The sequence below is a fragment of the Microbacterium sp. P26 genome, assembly GCF_023712585.1.
GTDB lineage: Bacteria > Actinomycetota > Actinomycetes > Actinomycetales > Microbacteriaceae > Microbacterium > Microbacterium algihabitans_A.
On sequence record NZ_JAMAXZ010000005.1, the window covers coordinates 98320 to 117993 of the forward strand.

21 protein-coding genes are annotated in these 19674 nt (G+C 71.2%); 10 read left to right on the forward strand and 11 right to left on the reverse strand.

The window, feature by feature from the left end:
* Positions 1 to 2: 2 nt before the first annotated feature.
* The 4 genes from M3667_RS11105 to M3667_RS11120 all read right to left on the reverse strand — a co-directional run bounded on the left by M3667_RS11105 (position 3) and on the right by M3667_RS11120 (position 5358).
* On the reverse strand, positions 3 to 779 hold the full coding sequence (locus M3667_RS11105) for an LLM class flavin-dependent oxidoreductase (protein ID WP_251508029.1): 777 nt from the start codon (positions 777 to 779) through the stop codon (positions 3 to 5).
* Positions 776 to 1657 carry an LLM class flavin-dependent oxidoreductase gene (locus M3667_RS11110; protein WP_251508030.1) on the reverse strand — a complete coding sequence of 294 codons (882 nt, stop codon included), beginning with the start codon at positions 1655 to 1657 and terminating at the stop codon, positions 776 to 778. Before M3667_RS11110 ends, M3667_RS11105 begins: the two co-directional genes overlap by 4 nt.
* Before the next feature lie 257 nt (positions 1658 to 1914).
* Complete coding sequence (locus tag M3667_RS11115) at positions 1915 to 4440, reverse strand: ATP-dependent Clp protease ATP-binding subunit (protein WP_251508031.1); 2526 nt, start codon at positions 4438 to 4440, stop codon at positions 1915 to 1917.
* 87 nt (positions 4441 to 4527) lie between these two features.
* Positions 4528 to 5358 carry a hypothetical protein gene (locus M3667_RS11120; protein ID WP_251508032.1) on the reverse strand — a complete coding sequence of 277 codons (831 nt, stop codon included), beginning with the start codon at positions 5356 to 5358 and terminating at the stop codon, positions 4528 to 4530.
* A gap of 92 nt (positions 5359 to 5450) precedes the next feature.
* Between M3667_RS11120 and M3667_RS11125 the strand changes: the two genes are divergently transcribed.
* The 4 genes from M3667_RS11125 (at position 5451) to M3667_RS11140 (ending at position 8248) form a co-directional block, all read left to right on the forward strand.
* Positions 5451 to 6275: an EI24 domain-containing protein gene (locus tag M3667_RS11125; RefSeq protein WP_251508033.1), complete on the forward strand. Its 825-nt coding sequence runs from the start codon at positions 5451 to 5453 to the stop codon at positions 6273 to 6275.
* Positions 6276 to 6299: 24 nt separating this feature from the next.
* The gene (locus tag M3667_RS11130; protein WP_013585971.1) at positions 6300 to 6449 is read left to right on the forward strand and encodes a hypothetical protein; all 150 of its coding nucleotides are present in this window, start codon (positions 6300 to 6302) and stop codon (positions 6447 to 6449) included.
* Positions 6450 to 6505: 56 nt separating this feature from the next.
* Positions 6506 to 7609 carry a class I SAM-dependent methyltransferase gene (locus M3667_RS11135; RefSeq protein WP_251508034.1) on the forward strand — a complete coding sequence of 368 codons (1104 nt, stop codon included), beginning with the start codon at positions 6506 to 6508 and terminating at the stop codon, positions 7607 to 7609.
* 66 nt (positions 7610 to 7675) lie between these two features.
* Positions 7676 to 8248 carry a hypothetical protein gene (locus M3667_RS11140; RefSeq protein WP_251508035.1) on the forward strand — a complete coding sequence of 191 codons (573 nt, stop codon included), beginning with the start codon at positions 7676 to 7678 and terminating at the stop codon, positions 8246 to 8248.
* Positions 8249 to 8379: 131 nt separating this feature from the next.
* Here M3667_RS11140 and M3667_RS11145 read toward each other — a convergent pair whose 3' ends face one another.
* Positions 8380 to 8844 carry a DUF3817 domain-containing protein gene (locus tag M3667_RS11145; RefSeq protein ID WP_251508036.1) on the reverse strand — a complete coding sequence of 155 codons (465 nt, stop codon included), beginning with the start codon at positions 8842 to 8844 and terminating at the stop codon, positions 8380 to 8382.
* Between the two features lie 313 nt (positions 8845 to 9157).
* Here M3667_RS11145 and M3667_RS17030 point away from each other — a divergent pair, with 313 nt between their 5' ends.
* The 5 genes from M3667_RS17030 (at position 9158) to M3667_RS11170 (ending at position 13411) form a co-directional block, all read left to right on the forward strand.
* Positions 9158 to 10183 carry an FUSC family protein gene (locus M3667_RS17030; protein ID WP_251508037.1) on the forward strand — a complete coding sequence of 342 codons (1026 nt, stop codon included), beginning with the start codon at positions 9158 to 9160 and terminating at the stop codon, positions 10181 to 10183.
* Positions 10184 to 10188: 5 nt separating this feature from the next.
* Complete coding sequence (locus M3667_RS11155) at positions 10189 to 10674, forward strand: hypothetical protein (protein ID WP_251508038.1); 486 nt, start codon at positions 10189 to 10191, stop codon at positions 10672 to 10674.
* Between the two features lie 280 nt (positions 10675 to 10954).
* Positions 10955 to 11812, forward strand: a complete 858-nt coding sequence (locus tag M3667_RS11160) for a PfkB family carbohydrate kinase (protein ID WP_251508039.1) — start codon at positions 10955 to 10957, stop codon at positions 11810 to 11812.
* Positions 11809 to 12735, forward strand: a complete 927-nt coding sequence (locus tag M3667_RS11165) for a nucleoside hydrolase (RefSeq protein ID WP_251508040.1) — start codon at positions 11809 to 11811, stop codon at positions 12733 to 12735. Before M3667_RS11160 ends, M3667_RS11165 begins: the two co-directional genes overlap by 4 nt.
* A gap of 73 nt (positions 12736 to 12808) precedes the next feature.
* Positions 12809 to 13411 carry a TetR/AcrR family transcriptional regulator gene (locus M3667_RS11170; protein WP_251508041.1) on the forward strand — a complete coding sequence of 201 codons (603 nt, stop codon included), beginning with the start codon at positions 12809 to 12811 and terminating at the stop codon, positions 13409 to 13411.
* A 9-nt stretch (positions 13412 to 13420) separates the two neighbouring features.
* On the opposite strand, the gene M3667_RS11175 is transcribed toward M3667_RS11170, so the two are convergent.
* The 3 genes from M3667_RS11175 to M3667_RS11185 are packed head-to-tail and all read right to left on the reverse strand — an operon-like array spanning position 13421 to position 16045.
* The gene (locus M3667_RS11175; RefSeq protein ID WP_251508043.1) at positions 13421 to 14134 is read right to left on the reverse strand and encodes an SDR family oxidoreductase; all 714 of its coding nucleotides are present in this window, start codon (positions 14132 to 14134) and stop codon (positions 13421 to 13423) included.
* Positions 14135 to 14141: 7 nt separating this feature from the next.
* Positions 14142 to 15011, reverse strand: coding sequence for an alpha/beta fold hydrolase (locus M3667_RS11180; RefSeq protein WP_251508044.1), 870 nt, complete (start codon positions 15009 to 15011; stop codon positions 14142 to 14144).
* A gap of 38 nt (positions 15012 to 15049) precedes the next feature.
* Positions 15050 to 16045, reverse strand: a complete 996-nt coding sequence (locus M3667_RS11185; RefSeq protein WP_251508045.1) for an NADP-dependent oxidoreductase — start codon at positions 16043 to 16045, stop codon at positions 15050 to 15052.
* Positions 16046 to 16188: 143 nt separating this feature from the next.
* On the opposite strand from M3667_RS11185, the gene M3667_RS11190 reads away from it, so the two are divergent.
* Positions 16189 to 16824: a TetR/AcrR family transcriptional regulator gene (locus M3667_RS11190; RefSeq protein WP_251508046.1), complete on the forward strand. Its 636-nt coding sequence runs from the start codon at positions 16189 to 16191 to the stop codon at positions 16822 to 16824.
* An 18-nt stretch (positions 16825 to 16842) separates the two neighbouring features.
* Here the strand turns inward: M3667_RS11190 and M3667_RS11195 are convergent, their stop codons facing one another.
* The 3 genes from M3667_RS11195 to nrdF all read right to left on the reverse strand — a co-directional run bounded on the left by M3667_RS11195 (position 16843) and on the right by nrdF (position 19650).
* Complete coding sequence (locus tag M3667_RS11195) at positions 16843 to 17991, reverse strand: GDSL-type esterase/lipase family protein (RefSeq protein WP_251508047.1); 1149 nt, start codon at positions 17989 to 17991, stop codon at positions 16843 to 16845.
* A complete protein-coding gene (locus M3667_RS11200; RefSeq protein WP_251508048.1) occupies positions 17988 to 18566 on the reverse strand; it encodes a TetR/AcrR family transcriptional regulator in 579 nt (192 codons plus the stop codon). Before M3667_RS11200 ends, M3667_RS11195 begins: the two co-directional genes overlap by 4 nt.
* A gap of 109 nt (positions 18567 to 18675) precedes the next feature.
* Complete coding sequence (gene nrdF / locus M3667_RS11205; protein ID WP_144834045.1) at positions 18676 to 19650, reverse strand: class 1b ribonucleoside-diphosphate reductase subunit beta; 975 nt, start codon at positions 19648 to 19650, stop codon at positions 18676 to 18678.
* Positions 19651 to 19674: the final 24 nt, after the last annotated feature.

Sequence of the window (19674 nt, forward strand, 5' to 3'; positions counted from 1 at the left end):
CCTCAGGCCGGAGAGGGCGCCGTGCGCCGCACGAAGTCGAGGTAGGCCTCGACCGTGTCGTCGGGAACGATCGCGCGCAGCACGACCTCATCGGCCGCCCCGGTATAGGCGTCGAGGGCGCCATCGAACTCCGAGGCGTCGCGGATCGTCGTGTCGATGGCATCCACGCCCATCCGCTCGAAGTTCGCGGCGTAGTTGGGGAAAGACGCGTACCGGGCGGTCTCTTCGTCGAGGCGTCCGCGCGCGGCGGCGGAGATGGCCGTGCGCACGTACACCGCCACGTGCGTCGCGGGCGCGAGGGAGTGCAGTTCGCTTGCCTGCTGTGCCGCCTCGACGGGCGGCACCCAGTTCAGCAGCACGCCCTCGGCGAGTTCCACCGCGGTGTGGCGCATCTTGGGCCCGAGCGCTCCGACCAGCACGCGTTCGATGCCCGCACCGTGCAGCTGCTCGACGGCCTCGCGGACGCGGGCGAGGGCTCCTTGGCGGGCCATGCCCGAGCCGATGCCGATCGTCAGCCGGTCGAGCGGGAGGCCCAGCGACGACACCTCCGCCGCGATCTCGGGAGCCGGACGGCGGTCGACGGGCACGACGCCCGTGGCCAGTCGCAGCCGGTCGGTGACACGGGCCGCGGCGGCGAGCGCGGCGAGGGCGTCGCCATCGGGGGTGTCGTTGACCCACAGGGTGTGGAAGCCGGCTGATTCGACGGCGGGGGCGATCGCCGCGATCGCATCGGGCCCGAGCGACCCCGCGACGCCGATCGAGACGACACCGCGGGTCACGAGACGCCTCCCGCGTCGGGGATGGCGACCGCGACCTGGCCGACCGCGGAGAAGAACGCGGCGAGATCGACGTCGTCGGTCGGCAGGAGCACGACGTCGTCGACGCCCGCAGCCTGGAAGCGGGCCACGCCCTCGGCGACCTCGGACACGGAGCCCGCGAGCACCCGATCGGCGGCGTCTTCGCGGTCGGCGAGCACGGCGGTTGCGCGCTCGCGCGCATCGGGACCGAACGCGGTGAGCACGTAGGCGACGATGTCGGCGCGGCCCTGGCGACCCGCCCCCGCCCGCGCGTCGTTCACGGTGCGCACCGCCGCTGCGATCTCGTCGACCGTGTGCCGGCTGTCGAGCACGACGCCGTCGGCCACCGCCCCCGCCAGCGCGAGCGTCTTCGGGCCTTCGGCTGCCGCATAGACGAGCGGGGCCTGGGCGGGCGGCCAATCGAGCGTGACGTCGCGAAGCGTCACGTACCGCCCCTCGGTGCTGACCGTTTCTCCGGCCAGCAGAGCGCGCAGCGCCGGGAGTTGCTCCTGCATGAGCGTCAGCGGCGAGGCCGCCTTCGCCCCCACCTGGCGCATCCAGTCCTGCACCCCGTGGCCGAAGCCGGGCAGGAGTCGGCCGGGGAACATGCGCTCGATCGTGGCGACCTCCATCGCGGAGGCGGCGACGTTGCGGAGCGGGAGCGGCGCGATGCCCACGCCGATGCGCAGATGGTCGGTGACGGCGAGCGCCGCGGCGGCGGCCGCCCACGCCGACGAGCGGAAACAGTCCTCCCACAGCCACAGTTCTTCGACCCCGGCGTCTTCGGCCGCACGCGCGGCGTCGCGCAGCTCTTCGGGCGGGTGCGGGTACGGGCTGAAGATCGTGCCGATACGACTCATGCTCCTACTCTGCCTCGAACCTCCGACATCGGGGCGGGGGTGGCGGCCGTCCGGTCGTCGGGTCGTGCACAACTCCGGAACTTTGACGCAGGATCACGTCCGAACTGCCCCACGGCGCCGTCCTCCGCCCATTTCTCCGGAGTTCTGCTCGCGCTCCTATCCGCACCGGCCCCCGCCCGACGTCCGCCGCGGGCGCCGCCCGCACGCACGACGACGCCCCCGGCACCGAAGCACCGGGGGCGTCGAGAGAAGACTCGTCAGGCGGCGAGCGCCGTGATGACGGGCATGACCGTGAAGCCGGATGCCGTGGCATCCACCGTCACCGTTCCCCCGTCGACGAGGTCGCCGGCGACGAACAGATCGGCGATGCGGTCGTCGACCTCGCGCTGGATGACCCGGCGCAGCGGCCGCGCTCCGTACTCGGGCTCGTAGCCGACCTCGGCGAGGCGGTCGATCGCGGCATCCGTCACCTCGAGGGTCACCTCGCGGGAGGCGAGCCGGCGCGAGGTCGCGTTCAGCAGCAGACGCACGATCTGGAGCAGCTGCGTCTTCTCGAGCTTGCGGAACAGCACGATGTCGTCGATGCGGTTGAGGAACTCGGGCCGCATCGCCTCGCGGAGCTTGCCCATCACGCGGTCGCGCAGGTCGTCGTCGGCGAACTCGCGGCCCGTGGTGGTGAAGCCGATCGCACCGGAGCGCGACGCGAGCACCTCGGCGCCCAGGTTCGAGGTCATCACGATGACGGTGTTGCGGAAGTCGACCGTGCGCCCCTGTCCGTCGGTCAGGCGACCGTCGTCGAGCACCTGCAGCAGCAGGGTGAACACGTCGGGGTGCGCCTTCTCGATCTCGTCGAACAGCACGACGGCGTAAGGGTTGCGGCGCACGCGCTCGGTGAGCTGGCCGGCCTCGTCGTAGCCGACGTATCCCGGAGGGGCACCGATCAGACGCGACACCGTGTGGCGCTCGCCGAATTCGCTCATGTCGAAGCGGATCACGGCGCCGTCGTCGTCGAAGAGCGACCCGGCCAGGGCTTTCGCCAGCTCGGTCTTGCCGACGCCGGTGGGGCCGAGGAACAGGAACGAACCGACCGGACGGTTCTCGTCGCCCATTCCGGTGCGGTTGCGGCGCACCGCCTTGACGACGGCGGCGACCGCGTCGTCCTGACCGATCACGCGGGCGTGCAGCTCGGTCTCGAGCTCGGCCAGGCGCCCCCGCTCGGTGGCGGTGAGGCGTGCGACGGGAATGCCGGTGGCCCGGCTGATCACCGCGGCGATCTCGGGCTCGTCGACGACAGCGGCGCCACGCGGCGCGCTCGTGGCGTCGTCGAGCCGCGCCTGCACCGCCGCCATCTCGTCGCGCAGGCGCGAGGCCTCTTCGTAGTGCTCGGCCGAGACGGCGGCGTTCTTGTCGGCCTCCAGGGTCGCGAGACGCTCGAGCAGCGACGACGTGTCGACGCTCACACCGAGGCGCAGGCGCAGGCGTGCTCCGGCCTGGTCGATCAGGTCGATGGCCTTGTCGGGCAGCACGCGGTCACTCAGATAGCGGTCGCTGAGCTCCACCGCGGCGCGCAGGGCGTCGTCGGTGTAGGTGACGGCGTGGTGCTGCTCGTACGCCGAGCGCAGGCCGCGCAGGATCTCCACGGCATCCGGCAGCGAGGGCTCGCCGACACGCACGGGCTGCAGGCGCCGCTCGAGGGCGGGGTCCTTCTCGATCGTGCGGTACTCGCGCAGCGTCGTCGCACCGATGAGGTGCACGTCGCCTCGCGCGAGGCGCGGCTTGAGGATGTTGCCGGCGTCCATCGAGCCGTCTCCACTGCCACCGGCACCGACGAGGGTGTGCACCTCGTCGATGAAGACGACGAGCTTGTCGGATGCCGCGATCTCATCCATCGTCTGGGTGAGGCGCTCCTCGAAGTCGCCGCGGTAGCGCGCCCCGGCGAGCATCGCGGCCAGGTCGATCGAGACCACGCGGGTGTCGCGGAGCTGCTCGGGAACCTCGTTCGCGACGATCGCACGGGCCAGGCCTTCGACGACGGCGGTCTTGCCGACGCCGGCCTCGCCGATGAGCACGGGGTTGTTCTTCGTACGACGGCTGAGGATCTCGATCGTCTGCTCGATCTCGTCGGCGCGGCCGATCACGGGGTCGAGTTCGCCCGCCGCGGCACGAGCGGTGAGGTCGGTGCCGAAACGGTCGAGGTTCGGGGTGACGGATGCCGACTCCCCGGCCACCTCGTCGGACTCGCCGCCCATGACCGTGTCGCGCACACCCTGGGTCAGGGCCTCGGCGGTGACGCCCGCCTGCGCGAGGATCTGCCCGGCGGGGGCGTCCTGCGCGAGCACGAGGGCGAAGAACAGGTGGTCGGGGTCGACGTAGGTCGAGCCCGCGGCGCGCGCGACCTGGAACGCGTGGAACAGCGCACGCTGCACGGAGCCGGCGACGACGGCGCCGTCGACGTTCGCGGGCGAACCCGCGGCAGGCAGCCGGCTCTCCGCGGCGCGGGCGATCGCGGCAGGGTCGGCTCCCAGGCGCGCGACGGCGTCCTTGGCCGGCGAGCGGCCGACGAGCACGTGCAGCACGTGCAGGGCGTCGAGCTCGCGCTGGCCGCGACCGAGGGCGTAGCGTCCGGCCTCTTGCAGGGCCTCCTGCGTGCGGGCGCTGAGGAAGCGGCTCAGATCGATGGACCGTTCGGCACGTGCCTGCTCGCCCGCGAGGTAGCGCGCGAGGAACTCGTCGAACGACTGGGCGCCGTCTTCCCCGGCGCCGGGGGTGAAGTCTTCGGGCAATTCCGTCTCCTGTGATACGTGAGTGCGGTTCGCTCAAGTTTGCATCTTGAGCGCCGTCGTATCAACTTCAACGCGAGCCCGCCTCGGCTATTCCCGCAGGCTCGGATCCGGCTCGTTCCACAGCTCGACGGTCTGGATGAGCCAGAACACCGCGAACAGCACAAGCGCCACCGCCTCGCCCACGAACACCACGGGGAAGCCTCTCTCGTCCACCCCGAGCACGACCCCGGCGACGAGCAGCGCGAGCGTCAGGAGGATCGCCGCCGCCACGATGCCGTAGGCGGCCCGCACGCCCCGACGGGGAGCATCGCGCGGTTGCGGGCGCCACGCGGCGAGCGCGGCGACACCCGCGATCGCGAGGAAGAACGCCACGGCGGCGACCTCGTGCGCGGCGGCGAGGAACGCCTCGGGAGCCGAGAACCCCCAGATCGCCGCGGCCGCGGTCAGCGCGAGCACGACACCCGCTGTGAGGAACACCCCTCGCGTCGCCGAACCCTGCACCCGCGCGAGCACCAGCGCCGCCACGACCCCGACCACCACGATGACCGCCGCCGAAACGGCGTTGTTCGCCACCGTCGCCCGCACCTCGGGCGGCACGCAGCGCGCGACGTTCGGGCAGACGCCCGCGGCCACCGTCGTCGGCACGTAGGCCACCCCCAGCGCCAGCACGGCCGCGATGTCGAGAAGCCCCTGCTCGAGACTGCGCCCCGACAGCGCGAGCAACGCGAGGGCGATGGCGCTGAGCGCTCCGATGAAGACCGGTCCCGCGGGCGTGTAGTACGCGGCGCTGACGGAGGGCAGCACTCCCCCGCGCGCGATCTGCACGCCCACCCCGACCGCGAGGAACACCGTGGCCCCGATGATCGCCAGGCGCACGTAGCGGTAGGTGCGCTGGGTCGACGTGGTGCGGATGCGCATACCGGCATCCTGCCAGGGGCCTCCGACACCGGCGCCCGCCCGCCGCGGTCCGCAAGAGGCGACCGAGAACGAAGGTCTGCGAGACTTCCCGCATGCGCGAATTCCTCACCGGGGCAGGGCTCCTGCTCCGCGGGCTCGGTCAGTGGCGCCGCACGCCCGGGGCGATGGCGCTCGGCCTCATCCCCGGCACCCTCGTGGGCCTCGTCTTCGCGGGAGCGCTCGTCGGGTGGGGTCTCGTGCTCCCCGGACTCGTCGACGACTGGACCCCGTTCGCCGACACCTGGGCCCCGTTCTGGGCGACGACCGTGCGCACCGCCATCGGGATCGCCTCGTTCGGCGCCGCCCTGCTGATCGCCGTGGTGTCGTTCACGGCCGTCACCCTCGCGGTGGGCGAGCCGTTCTACGACCGCATATGGCGCGCCACCGAGCGCAGCATCACCGGCACCGTTCCCGACGCCGAGTACGGCTTCTGGCGTGCGGTGGGCGACAGCGTGCGCCTCATCCTGCGCGGAATCCTCGCCGCTCTGCTCGCGTGGGCGATCGGCCTCATCCCCTTCGTCGGCGGCGTCGTGGGCTTCGCCACCGGAGTCGCGTTGACCGGATGGCTGCTCGCCGACGAGCTCACCTCGCGCTCGCTCTCTGCGCGCGGTCTCGACCGACGCGCCCGGCGCGCGATCATCAAGAGCCACCGCGCCCGGGCCCTCGGTTTCGGCGTGGCGACCCAGCTGTGCTTCCTCGTGCCGCTCGGGGCCGTCGCCGTCATGCCCGCAGCCGTGGCCGGCAGCACGCTGTGGACGCTGTCGGTCCTGGGCGGCGCGTCCCGTCCCGGCACGGGCCCCGCGGCATCCGGTGCAGACCTGCCGGAAAGCGCCACGCCGCCCCCACCCGCGGACCGGAGCGCCGACGCGGCACGATAGCCTGGAGCGACCGAAGGGAACCCCATGTTCATCGTCTCGCTCATCCTGTTCGTCGGCGGCATGCTGCTCACCGGACTGTCGTTCTCGCTCGCCGCACCCGCGCTGTTCTTCGCGCTCGGCATCATCCTCGTCTCGGCCTCTCTGGCCCTGCCGTTCCACTTCGGCACCCGGTAACCCGTCACCGCCCGATGACGGGCACGTTCGAACCCCGGCCCGGGTAGCGTGGCACGGTGCCCTTCTCGTTCGACGCTCTCCGCCGCAGACCCGATCTCGAAGGCCCCGACCTCGTCGCGGTCGACGCGGCGGATCGACTGATCCTCGACGAATCCGCCGACGACCGTGCCCGCCTCGGCGAGCGAGAACTCGTCGTGATCGGCGACGCCTTCGGCGCCCTCACCCTGGGCGCGGCGGATGCCGGGGCTCGCGGCATCCGCGTGCATCAAGACGAGATCCTCGGCGAAGAGGCGCTCCGCGCCAACGCGGTCGAGGCGGATCTCGGCGACGCGTTCACCTCGCACGCCCTCGACGCGTCGCTGCTCTCGGGCGCCCGCGTCGTGCTGCTGCGCCTGCCCCGATCGCTGCGCGCCCTCGCCGACATCGCGGGCCTGATCGCCCTGCACGCGCACCCCGACGTCGTCGTGTACGCCGGCGGACGCCTCAAGCACATGACCGTGACCATGAACGACGTGCTGCGCGAGAGGTTCGACCGCCTCGACGTCAGCCACGCGCGGCAGAAGTCCCGCGTGCTGATCGCGCGCGGCCCGCACGACGGCGTCGAACCCGAACCGGATGCCGCGGAGGTCGACGGCATCCGGATCAGAGCTTTCGGCGGCGCCTTTGCCGGCGCCTCGATCGACATCGGCACGCGCCTGCTCCTGACGCACCTCCCCGCTCCCCGCGACGGCCGTGCGATCGACCTCGCCTGCGGAACCGGGGTCGTCGCCGCCACCCTGGCCGTACGGCATCCGTCGCTCGAGGTCATCGCGTGCGACCAGTCGGCCATCGCCGTCGCGTCGGCCCGCGCCACCGCCGAAGCCAACGGCGTCACCGACCGTGTGCAGGTCGTGCGCGACGACATGATGCGATCGCAGCCGGATGCCACGGCGACCCTCATCGCGCTCAATCCGCCCTTCCACTCGGGCGCCGCGGTCACCGACCAGCTCGCTCCGCGCATGTTCGCCGACGCCGCCCGCGTGCTCGCCCCCGGCGGGGAACTGTGGACCGTGTGGAACTCCGCCCTGCAGTACCGGCCCGCCCTCGAGCGCCTGGTCGGACCGACCCGTCAGGTCGCGCGCGATCGCAAGTTCACGGTCACGGTGTCGACGAAGCGCTGACGCAAGCCGTGGCCGCGCGGCCCAGTCGGGCGTAGATTTCCCTCGACCGCGACGAAGGGGGCCAGCATGGGCGTGCGCACGATCTCCGCGTCCCTCGGCACCCTCGGCCTCGCCGTCATCACGACGGCGGCCTTGCTCTCCGCGACTCCGGCGCCGACACCGCCTGCGGCCGCACCCGACGATCCCTTCGCCGCGAGCGTGGCGACCGCGCTGCTGGCGGATTGCTCGAGCATCGCCGGAAAAGGACGCGAATACGCCCGCATCCATTCGATCGATCTCTGCGGCGCCGACATCACCCCCGATGATCAGCCCCTGCGCACCGAAGCGGTCGGCGGCGAGGAATGCGGCAGCGTGACCCTGACGATGGAGAGCCGCGGCGGAGGCTTGGCGGCCATCGACTGGCGTGCCACCTCGACCACCGGGCCGATCGAGCGGATCGACATCGACGTCTGGTATTCGAGCCGCAACGGGGGTGCGATGCACCGCTTCAGCGACGCGACGCCCACCCTGCACGCGAGCGGCGGCGCGGTCGAGCTGCTCGACACCGGGGTTGCCGGGGCGACGGTGTCGGGCACCGTCCAGACCTTCACCGCGACGTGCCGTATCGCGCCGTCGGCCGTGCGCATCCACGTGCGCTGAGCGGGGCCGCGTCCGGCCGGTTCCGTGCGCGGAGCTCGGCCCGCGTCACCCGCTGCTGAGTGTCCAGAACACCCGAACGGCTCGAAAAATCGTCCGGGTGTTCTGGACAATGAGCAGGGGGGGGTGGGGCCTCAGCCCTTGCCGCCGGGCGGGCCCACGATCAGCAGCACGACGAACACGAGCGCCACGGCGGCGACCAGTGCGAGGGCGAGCACCCAGGGCCGACGCAGGAAGAAGCGCAGCAGTCGGTCGATGGGCCGCTGATCGCGCGGGTCGTCGGTGGCGTCGAGACGCCACTCTCCGCGCAGGCGCCCGGTGCGGTGCAGCCAGATCTCGGTCGGAACCGTCGCGTAGGGGATCACGGCGCTGGCCACGGCGACCACGGCGGGGCCGAGACCCCAGCGCTGGTTGAGCGCGACGAGCACGGCGGTGGCGCCGTAGGCCAAGAAGACGAAGCCGTGGATGGAGCCGCCGATGGTCACGGCGAGCGGCAGATCGGCGACCGCTCGCAGGATGAGGCCGCCGATGAGCAGCGTCCACGAGATCGCCTCGGCGATCGCGAGCGAGCGGAACAGGGTCAGGGGCGTGCGGAACACGTCTCTCCTCGCGAGTCGGGGGCTTCCAGCCTACGGATGCCCCTGACGGCACCGGTGCGCTCGCCTCGACGTCGAGAGGTCACTCGATCGGCTGATCGTCCCCGTCGAGCGAGTCGTCGGAGCGGTCGGCCTCGGCGGCGGTCGTGGTGTCGGGTTCGGGGCCGGGCTCGATCGGCCCCTTCTCGCGTTCGGCGTCCATGCCCCCAGCCCAGCAGATCGGGCGACGGATGCCACCTCCTTGACGCCGCGGCATCCGGAGCCCTCTCCCCCGAAGCGGGCGGGAGAGCGAACACGCGAAGCGTAGGCTGGTGGGGTGGCGGAATCCCGGGGGCGCGTGTGGACCGGGGTGATCCGGGTCGGACCCCGTCAAGGAGACCACCGGGTCGCGGTGCGCGCCGTTCTCAGCGTCGGTGTGCCGCTCGTCGTGCTGCTACTGATCGGACGCCTCGACCTCAGCGTGTACGCCAGCTTCGGCGCGTTCGCGGCGCTGTACGGTCGCACCGACCAGCCGCGTCCGCGCGTGCTCATGCAGGCGACGGCGGGCGTGATCCTCGTCTCGTCCATGCTCATCGGCACCGTCGTGTCGGCGCTGTCGAGCCCCGCCGTCGTGGGCGTCGTGGTCGTGGCGGCGATCGCCGCGGCCGTGACCCTCTTCGCCTACCGCTCGCAGTGGCATCCGCCCGGAGCGCTCTTCGCGGTGTTCGCCGGCGGTGCGACGGCGAGCCTTCCGGCCGGCTGGTCATCGCTGTTGCTCGTGTTGCTCGTCGGCGGCGCGAGCGTCGCGTGGAGCCTCATCGTCACCGTCGCCTTCGTGCTCGCCCGCCGCGGATCGTGGGCGCGGCCCACCCGCCCCCGACCGTCGATCGGCCCGGTGGCGTGGGAGATGACCGCCACCGTCGGCGTCGCCGCCCTGCTCGCCGGTCTCGCGGGGGCCCTGCTCGTGGGCACGCACTGGTACTGGGCCATGGTCGGTGCGGTCGCAGCCGTCGGCGGCGCGCACGTGACGGCGCGGCTCATCCGCGGGGCCCAGCGACTGCTCGGAACCCTGCTGGGCGTGCTGATCGCGGCGGGACTGCTCGCGCTGCACCTTCCGCCGTGGCTCACGATCCTCGTCGCCGTGGCGTTTCAGGCGCTGTCCGAGCTGTTCGTGGGCCGCAATTACGGCATCGCGATGATCTTCATCACCCCGCTCGCCCTGCTGATGATCTCGCTGGCCTCGCCCGCCACGCCCGAGATGCTGCTGCGCGACCGCGTGATCGAGACGATCATCGGCGTCGCGGTCGGCACCGTCGTCGCGATCGTGTCGGCGGCGTTGCGGCGCCGCACCGCGAGAGGATGACCGTCATGAACGACCGCCCATCCCGCACCCTCGGGCACGACGCCGCCGAGCGGATCAGCGCCGGATGCTACGGGGCCCTGGTCTCGGCATCCACCCTCATCGGCCTGGGCTCCACCGACCTCGCGCTGGTGATCGCCGTGGTGGCGCTCACGAACGTCGTGTACTTCGCCACCCACGTCTTCGCGTATTCGCTCGGCGACACCTCGACGGACCGCCCGTCGCGCATCTTCCTGCACCACCTGCGCGTGAGCGCGCCGATGGTGTCGGTGACGTTCCTCCCCCTGTTGGTGGTCGTCGTGCTCGTCGCGTTCGGTGTGTCGCTGCCCACCGCGCTGCTGTGGGGCGTCGGCGTCGCCATGGCGTACCTCGTCGTGGTCGCGACCGCCGGAGCACGCCTCCGCGGCTACTCGGCCCTCGGAGTCGTACTCACGGCGGTGGGCGCGGCGATCGTGTCGGCGCTGCTCATCTCGGCGAAGTTGATGCTGCATTGACCGGCCACCGCGCCCCGGTGGTCGGGGTCCTCGCGCTCACGGGATGACTCGCCGGGTGCAGCGGCACGCCCTCCGCGTCCGAACTGCAGGGGGCCGCCGATGCGCGGCCCGCGGGTCTCGCCGTCCTCGAGGCCTTTCCGCTGCCCGAGGTGGGCTCGGACTCCCGCGAGATGCGCGACGCGCTCAGGGCCCGAGCCGATGGCGGAGAGTTCCTCGTCATCACCACGACGCTGTCGTCCTTCAGCGTGCAGCGCGACGACGCGTGACAAGCTTGACCCTCGTGACGACTTCCCCCTCTCCCGACCGGGCCGTAGCGCTGACCGTGGTCGGTGCCATCAACGTCGACCTCACCGCGCGGGTGCAGCGCGCCCCCGGCGCGGGCGAGACCGTCGCCGATGGCGTGCTCCAGCGCGGCCCCGGCGGCAAAGGCGCGAATCAGGCGGTCGCCGCGGCCCGCCTCGGCGCCAATGTGCGGCTGATCGGCGGAGTCGGCGACGACCCCGACGGGCGCGGCATCCGGGATCAGCTGGCGTCGATCGGCGTCGACGCCTCGGGCGTGCAGACCACCGCGGCGGCCACCGGTACCGCCCTCATCGTCGTCGACGCGACGGGCGAGAACTCGATCGTCGTGTGCGCGGGCGCGAACGCGGCGATCGACGCTGAGTCCCTGGGCATCGAGCCCGACTCCGCGGTGCTCGCGCAGTTGGAGGTGGCGGATGCCGTGGTCTCGGCCGCCGCGCACGCCGCGGGCTTCTTCGCTCTCAACGCCGCCCCCGCGCGGGCACTCCCCCGCGACCTGCTCGAGACCTGCGACCTCGTCATCGTGAACGAGACGGAGTACGCGCAGCTGCCCGAGGTGCACGATGCTCCGCTGCTGTGCGTCACGCTCGGTGCCGCGGGAGCACGCCTGTACCGGCACGGCGAGCTCGTGGCATCCGCCCCCGGGGTCGCGACGACCGTGCGCAACACCGTCGGCGCGGGCGATGCCTTCTGCGCGGCCCTCGTCGTCGGCCTCCTGCGCGGTGACGCCGAAGCCGACGCGCTCGCCCGCGCGTGCGCCGTCGGTGCCGCGGCCGTCGCCGACGACGCCTCGCAACCCGCGCTCGACGCCCTCGACACGTACAGAGTGACCGCATGAGCCGCCGGCCGATCCTCGTCGACTGCGACACCGGAATCGACGACGCCCTCGCCCTCGCCTACCTGCTGGCCGAGCCCTCGGTCGAGATCGTCGGAGTGACGACGGTTTCGGGGAACACGGATGCCGCCCGCGCGGCCGCCAACACCCTCTCGCTGTTCGAGCTCGCCGGGGTCGACGGCATCCCCGTCGCGGTCGGCGCCCACGACTTCCGCGGCCGCTCCTACGCCGGCGGCGCGCCGCACGTGCACGGAGACGACGGAGTGGGCGGAATCGCGCTCGCGACGGCCGCTCAGCTGCACGACGCTCGCCCCGCGGTCGAGCTCATCGACCACCTCGCGGCACGGCATCCGGATCTCACCGTGCTCGCGCTCGGACCGCTCACCAACCTCGCCGCCTACGCCGAGACGCCCGGTGTCGCCCGTTTCGACCACCTCGTCGTGATGGGTGGCGCGTTCGGTCACTCGGGCAACGTGACCGCGTGGGCCGAGGCGAACATTCACAACGACCCCGAGTCGGCCGCCGTCGTGTTCGCGCAGGACTGGGACACCACGCTCGTCCCGCTCGATGTGACGATGACGCAAACGCTGGATGCCGCCGACCTCGTGCGACTCGAGGCGATCCCCGGGGCGCTCCCCCATGCGCTGGCCCGCATGCTGCCGGCCTACCTCGACTTCTACGCCGGCCGCGTGTTCGCCGACCGGCGGTGCGCCCTGCACGACCCGCTCGCCGCGATGGTGGCCGCCGGGGTGCTGCGCGGAGTCAGCGTCGCCTCGGGTCAGGTCGAGGTACGGCTCGAGCGCGGCGAACGCGGGCGCACGGTGTCGTCGCGCGGCTCCGAGACGCAACGCTGGGTGCGCGGCATGGAAGGCTCCGCGGTCGAGGTGCTGCTCGGCGCGCTCGAAGGGCGGGAGTGGCCGGCCTGAGCGTCACCGCACCCGCTGGGGTGTGACTACGCTCAGGCATGAGGCTACTCAGCGAACCACACCGGAGGACTCCATGGCATCCGCTTCCCCGAGCGTCGGACGCCGCGAGCGCAACAAGCAGGCGAAGCTGGAGCGCATCGTGGCCGCGGCGGGCGATCTCTTCGCCGCGCGCGGCGTCGACGACGTCACCACCCAGGAGATCGCCGACGCCGCTGACATCGGCACGGGCACGCTGTTCCTCTACGCCCGCACGAAGGGCGAGCTGCTCCTGCTCGTGCAGAACGCGCACTACGAGCAGGCCCTGACGGAGGGGCGCGCGGCGGCCGAGGCGCGACCCGGAGCCCTCGACGGCGTCGTGGCGCTCCTCGCCCCGATCGTCGAGTGCAACCGCGCACAGGTCGAGAACGGTCGCACCTACCTGCGCGAGATGCTCTTCGGCGACGCGCACGAACCACATCACGCCGAAGCGCTCCGCTTCGTCGCCGAGACGGAGCAGGCGGTGACCGACCTCATCGCCACGCGGACGGGACGCGCCCACGACGACGCCGCCGTGCGGGCACGCTTGATCGCGGCGGCGATGTTCGTCACCATGGCATCCGCCGCCTCGCCCGACATCAGCGTGGCCGACATCCTCGCCTCCGTCCGGACACAGGCGTCCGTCATCATCGAGGACTGACGCCCGCGGTCACTCCGCCGGCGCCGTCAGCTCCGCGTAGAGGGCCTCGACGGGCTGCGCCAGACTCGCCCGCACCTGTCGGGTCAGGTCGTCGGCCAGCACCTCGAAGTGCCCCGCCTCGAGTCCGTCGAGCACCTGGCCGGCGAGGTCGGCGGGGGTGAGCTTCGGGCCGCTCGCGTGTGCGGCCATCGGGGTGTCGACGTAGCCCATGTGCACACCCATGACGTGGACTCCCCGCGGGGCGAGTTCGAGGCGGAGGGAGTTGGTGGCCGACCACATCGCCGCTTTCGACGCCGAGTAGACCCCGCCGAACGCGTACCACGAGGCGATCGAGTGGATGTCGACGAGCGCCGCTCCCGGGCGACCCGTGATCACCGGAGCGAAGGCACGGGCCACGCGCACGGGGCCGAAGAAGTTGACCTCCATGTTCGCGGCGATGTCCGCCTCGTCGATGTCGAGCAGACTCGCCGTGGGCGGGTTGGCCCCGGCGTTGTTGATCACGACGGTGACATCGGATGCCGCGTCCACCGCCGCGCGCACGGATGCGGGGTCGGTGACGTCGAGGTGGAGCGGGACCACGCGCGGGTCGTCCCACGTCCGGGGCGTGCGCGCCGCGGCGTAGACCGTAGCTGCGCCGCGGGCCAGGGCGGCGGAGACCAGCTCGCGACCGATCCCCCCGTTCGCTCCGGTGATGAGGATGACGGCGTCGTTCAGAGAGGGCATGTTCGGCTCAGCTTTCGGTGGGGGTGAGGAAGGCGACGGCGACGGGGACGAACTCTCGCCAGTACTGGAAGATGCCGCCGTGGCCCGAGTGGGGGTAGATGATCAGCTCGGATCCCGGCATCCGTCGATGCAGGTCGTGCGAGAGCACGCTCGGCACCATCCGGTCGTTGTCTCCGTTGGCGATGAGCACCGGGCCGTCGAACACGGACAGGTCCGACGGCGCCGACCGGCCGTAGCGGGCGATGGCCTTCAGCTGCCTCCGGAACGCCGAGAGCGAGGCCGCCTTGTCGCGGTCCGTCGTGCGTTCTCGGAGTCGGGCCACGAACTCCTTACCGGCCTTCGTGCCGACGGCGTCGCGGTTGAAGAAGAGGAACTCCTTGGGGTCGGCTCTCGCGATCAGCGCGCGGGCGATGTCGAGGGAGGTGGTGCGCGCGACCTTGTCGATGTCCTTTCCCCCGCGCGGGCCCGTGCCGGTGAGCACGAGCTTGCGGACGAGCCCCGGATGCCGCACCACGAGGTCTTGCGCGATCATGCCGCCCATCGAGAACGAGAAGACGTCCACCCGGGAGTATCCGAGAGCGCGGATGAAGGCGTGCGCGTCGTCGGCGGCCTCTTCGATCGTGGCGGGGACCGCGCCGGTGGAGGCACCGACGCCGCGCTGGTCGAAGGTGACGACGCGGCGCTCGCGAGCCACGGCGTCGATGAGGCGCGGATCCCAGTTGTCGAGGGTGGCGGCCAGGTGCACGAAGAAGACCACGGGGATGTCCTCTTTCGGGCCGAGCTCGCGGTAGGCGGAGGTGACGCCGGCGACGTCGATGGTCTTGGTGGGGGCGAGCGCGTACGAGGTGATGACGCGGTCGTCGGAGGGCGAGCTCATGATGTCGTCCTTCGATCTCGAGGAGGAGGTTTCGGGCGTCAGGCGCCGAGCACGACGGTCTTGCCGCGCGTGCCGCCGCGTTCGAGCGAGGCGAGGGCGGCGGGGGCCTCGTCGAACGCGTACGTCGCGCCGACGACCGGACGGATGACGCCCGCGTCGACCAGGCCGGCGATCTGCGCCAACTGCGCGCCGTCGGCCCGCATGAAGAGGAACTCGTAGCGCACGCCGAGCTTCTTCGCCTGGCTGCGCACCTTGCGGCTGAGCGCGCCGATCACCAGACGCACCACCGGGTTCAGTCCGCGGCGGACGGCGAACGCGGGCGTCGGGGGCCCGGCGATGCCGACCGCCGTTCCGCCCCGGCGCAGCACGCGCATCGACTTCTCGAGGTTCTCGCCTCCCAGGCTGTCGAGCACGAAGTCGTAGCCCGACAGCTGCTCGGAGAAGTCCTGCGTGCGGTAGTCGATGACGACGTCGGCTCCGAGCTCGCGTAGGAAGTCGGCGTTGCGCCCCGATGCGGTGGTGGCGACGGAGGCGCCCAGGTGCTTCGCGAGCTGGATCGCGACGGTGCCCACGCCCCCCGCACCCGCGTGGATGAGCACCTTCTGCCCAGGCCCGACCTGACCGATCTCGACGAGTGCCTGCCAGGCGGTGAGCGCCACCAGCGGAAGCGAACCGGCTTCGGCCACGCTCACCGAGGTCGGCGCGAGCGCCACGTCGGCCTGATCGACGGCGATCCGCTCGGCGAGGGTGCCGATCCGATTGTCGCGCGGACGGGCGAAGACCCGGTCCCCCGCCCGGAAGGACCGCACACGCGAGCCGACGCGGATCACGGTCCCCGCGACGTCGTGCCCGAGGATCGCGGGGAAGGAGTACGGCAGGAAGGCCGTGAACTCGCCCTGACGCACCTTCTCGTCGAGCATGTTCAGTCCGGCGGCCTCGACCGCGATGAGCACGTCGTCGTCGCGCAGCGTCGGCTCGGCCGCGTCGGCTTCGTGGAGGGGCTTGGTGTAGCCGTCGATGAGGAAGGCGCGCATGGATCTTCTCCTGGGTGGGATGGGTCGGTGTCAGCCGCGGAGGAAGGCGCGGATGCGGTCGGTGGTGATGGATCTCGCGGCGACTCATCTGAGCGAGTACACTCAATACTGAGCACACTCAGCAAGTTTGTCAAGGAGGTGCGATGACCTCTCCCCCCTCGACAGGTCGCCGCGCACGCGCGATGGCCGACAAGCGTCGACGCATCACGGATGCCGCCACAGCGCTGTTCGCGCGGAATGGCGCCGACGGCGTCACGACGCAGCAGATCGCCGACGAGGCCGACGTCGCGATCGGCACCCTGTTCCGCTACGTCGCGACCAAGGCGGAGCTGGTGATGATGGTGCAGAACGAGAAGTTCGCGGATGCCGTGGACCGTGGCATCCGGACCGCCTCTCTCGCCGCGTCCACCGCGTCGCCCGTCGAGGTGGTGATGACGCTGTTGTCACCGGTCATCGGATGCGTGCGCGAGCATCCCTCGAACGGCCGCATCTACCTGCACGAACTCGTCTTCGGCGATCCGGCGGAGGAGCACCGGGCCGAGGGACTCGCGCAGGCGTGGCGGTGGGAGTCCGCCGTCGCGAGCGTCGTGCAGCAGAAGACGGGCGCAGCTCCGGATGCCGCGGCCACGGCGGCCCGCATCGTCACGGCGATCGTGCACGTCACCTTGACCGCCACCCTGCACCTCGCGGCATCCGACGAAGAGATACGCGACATCATCCGGCGACAGGTGAGCGTGCTGCTGCCCGGGGCGACCGGGTACCCGCTGGCAGCGGAGTGAGCGGAGGGGTGTCGGGGCTTACGCCCGCAGAGGGGCACCGTTCGAGAACGCCGCCCCCGCGAAGCGCTCGCCGATGAGGCGATGGGTGTCGCCGTCGGGGTGCAGCCCGTCGGGCAGCGGATGCGCCGCGGCGTCTTCGGGGCCGTACAGCGAGAGCCCGTCGAGGTAATGCAGCGCCGAATCGTCGGAGCGGTCGGCGACGACGCGAGCGAGCACCTCGCGGATGACCTCGAGCGTCAGCGCGCCGCGCGCGACCTCGGCCGGGTCGCCGGTCGCGACGAAGCGCACCTCGCCGGCGCGGAGCGCCTCGATGTCGAAGGCTCCCGGTCCGGGGGTCTCCTCGTGGACGCCGCAGAAGATCGGCGACACGACGAGCAGGGGCGTGTCGGGGTGCCCCTCCCGGATCGTGTCGAGGAAGCCGTGCACGGCGGGCAGGAATGCACGCGCCCGCATCGCGTCGGCGTTGACGACGTTGATACCGAGCTTCACGCTGATCACGTCGGCCGGAGTGTCGCGGATGACCCGCGCCATGAACGGGTCGAGCATCGCGCTCCCGCCGAAACCGAGGTTGTGCAGCTGCACGTCCGCCGCACGCGCGGCGACGACCGGCCAGATCTCGGTCGGGGCGGTGGCGTTCGACCCGTGGCTGATGGAACTGCCGTGGTGCACCCATCTCGGACGCTCATCGGCGACGGCCGCCAGAGGCGCGTCGGCGAGCAATGACACGAGATCGATCTGTTCGTTGTGGGGCAGCCACATCTCGACGGTCTTCTCGCCCGCAGCCAGGTCGGTCAGCACGACGAGGTCGTCGTCTCCGGGGCGCGGGGTCGCCGCGCCGGTGGCCATGTCGAGCTCGAGCGCATCACCGTTCACGAGCGGACGACGCAGCACAAGGCGGTCATCGATGATCACGTCGACCATTCCGCGATCACGGTGCAGCCCTCGATACGAGACCCGCGTGGCGTGCAGGCGCAGCGTGACCGCCGTCGCCGTCGTGCGGAAACGCAGGTGGATGCCGGAAGGCTGGCGTTCCACCATCGTGAACTGGGCATCGGCCTCACGCTCTCGATAGGGCAGCGGCAGGCGGTGCAGACGCGCGCCGTGCGCGAGCGACTCGAGGTCGGCTCCCCCGCGGATCACGTCGAGGGTGAGTGGTGTGTCGATCACGGTGCGGCCTCCTCTGACCAGGTGGTGAGCAGAACGTCGAGTCGGTCGATGAGTGGCATCCACGATTCGTCGGCCGACGGGGCGCTGTGGGCGAAGGCACCGACGTGTTCGAGATGAAGGAAGCCGTTGAGGAACGACGAGATCAAGCGGATCGCGTGGACGCGGTCCTCCTCGGCGATGCCGTAACCCCGCAGCACGGCGGCGAGGGCGCGGCTCGAGCGCGCCGCCTCGTCGCTGCGGACCGCCGCCTCGCCCGCGCGACGCTGGAGACTCTCCCACCGACCCGGGTGCCGACGCGCGTAGTCGCGATGCACCTCGCAGAGGGCGGTCAGCGCCTCGCGTCGGGCACGACCGGCAACGGCCTCCCCCGCACGATCGCTCAGCTCACCGAGGGCGAGGATCGTGATCCCGTCGCGGAGTGCGGCGAGGTCACGGACGTGCCCGTAGAGGCTGGGCGTGCGGACGTCGAGCTCACGGGCGACCGCGGAGAGGGTCACCGCCGTCAGACCGGACGAGTCGGCGAGGTCGGCCGCGGTCTGGATGACTGTGGAGGCGGTAAGGGTGGGGCGGGACATGCGAAGAGCCTATACCTATTAGGCTTTGTCCTACTACTCGTAGTCTACGGCTGGAGAAAGAAGAACGGCCCCGCGCGATCACTCGCACGGGGCCGTTCTCGAGAAGGGATCAGAAGTCCCAGTCGTCGTCTTCGGTCGCCTCGGCCTTGCCGATGACGTACGACGAACCCGACCCCGAGAAGAAGTCGTGGTTCTCGTCGGCGTTCGGCGAGAGGGCCGACAGGATCGCGGGATTCACGTTCGTGACCGACGCGGGGAACATCGCCTCGTAGCCGAGGTTCATCAGCGCCTTGTTCGCGTTGTAGTGAAGGAACTTCTTCACGTCTTCGCTCAGGCCGACCGAGTCGTACAGGCTCTGCGTGTAGCCCACCTCGTTGTCGTAGAGCTCGTACATCAGCGAGAACGTGTAGTCCTTGATGTCGTCGCGACGGGCCTGGTCGACCGTCTCGAGACCGCGCTGGAACTTGTAGCCGATGTAGTACCCGTGCACGGCCTCGTCGCGGATGATGAGGCGGATCAGGTCTGCCGTGTTGGTGAGCTTGGCGCGGCTCGACCAGTGCATCGGCAGGTAGAAGCCCGAGTAGAAGAGGAACGACTCGAGCAGGGTCGAGGCGACCTTGCGCTTGAGCGGGTCGTCGCCACGGTAGTAGTCCATGACGATACGCGCCTTCTTCTGAAGGAACTCGTTCTCGCTCGACCAGCGGAACGCCTCGTCGATCTCCTTCGTGGAGCACAGCGTCGAGAAGATCGACGAGTAGCTCTTGGCGTGCACCGACTCCATGAACGCGATGTTCGTGTAGACGGCCTCTTCGTGCGGGGTGATCGCGTCGGGGATGAGCGAGACCGCACCGACCGTGCCCTGGATGGTGTCGAGGAGCGTGAGCCCCGTGAACACGCGCATCGTGAGCGTCTGCTCCTCGGGGGTGAGCGTGTTCCACGACTGGATGTCGTTCGACAGCGGCACCTTCTCGGGCAGCCAGAAGTTGTTCACCAGACGATTCCAGACCTCGAGGTCTTTGTCGTCCTGGATGCGGTTCCAGTTGATGGCCTGCACGTGGTTCAGCAACTGCAGCTTCTCAGCCATGTCGTTCCTGTGTCCTTGATCGAT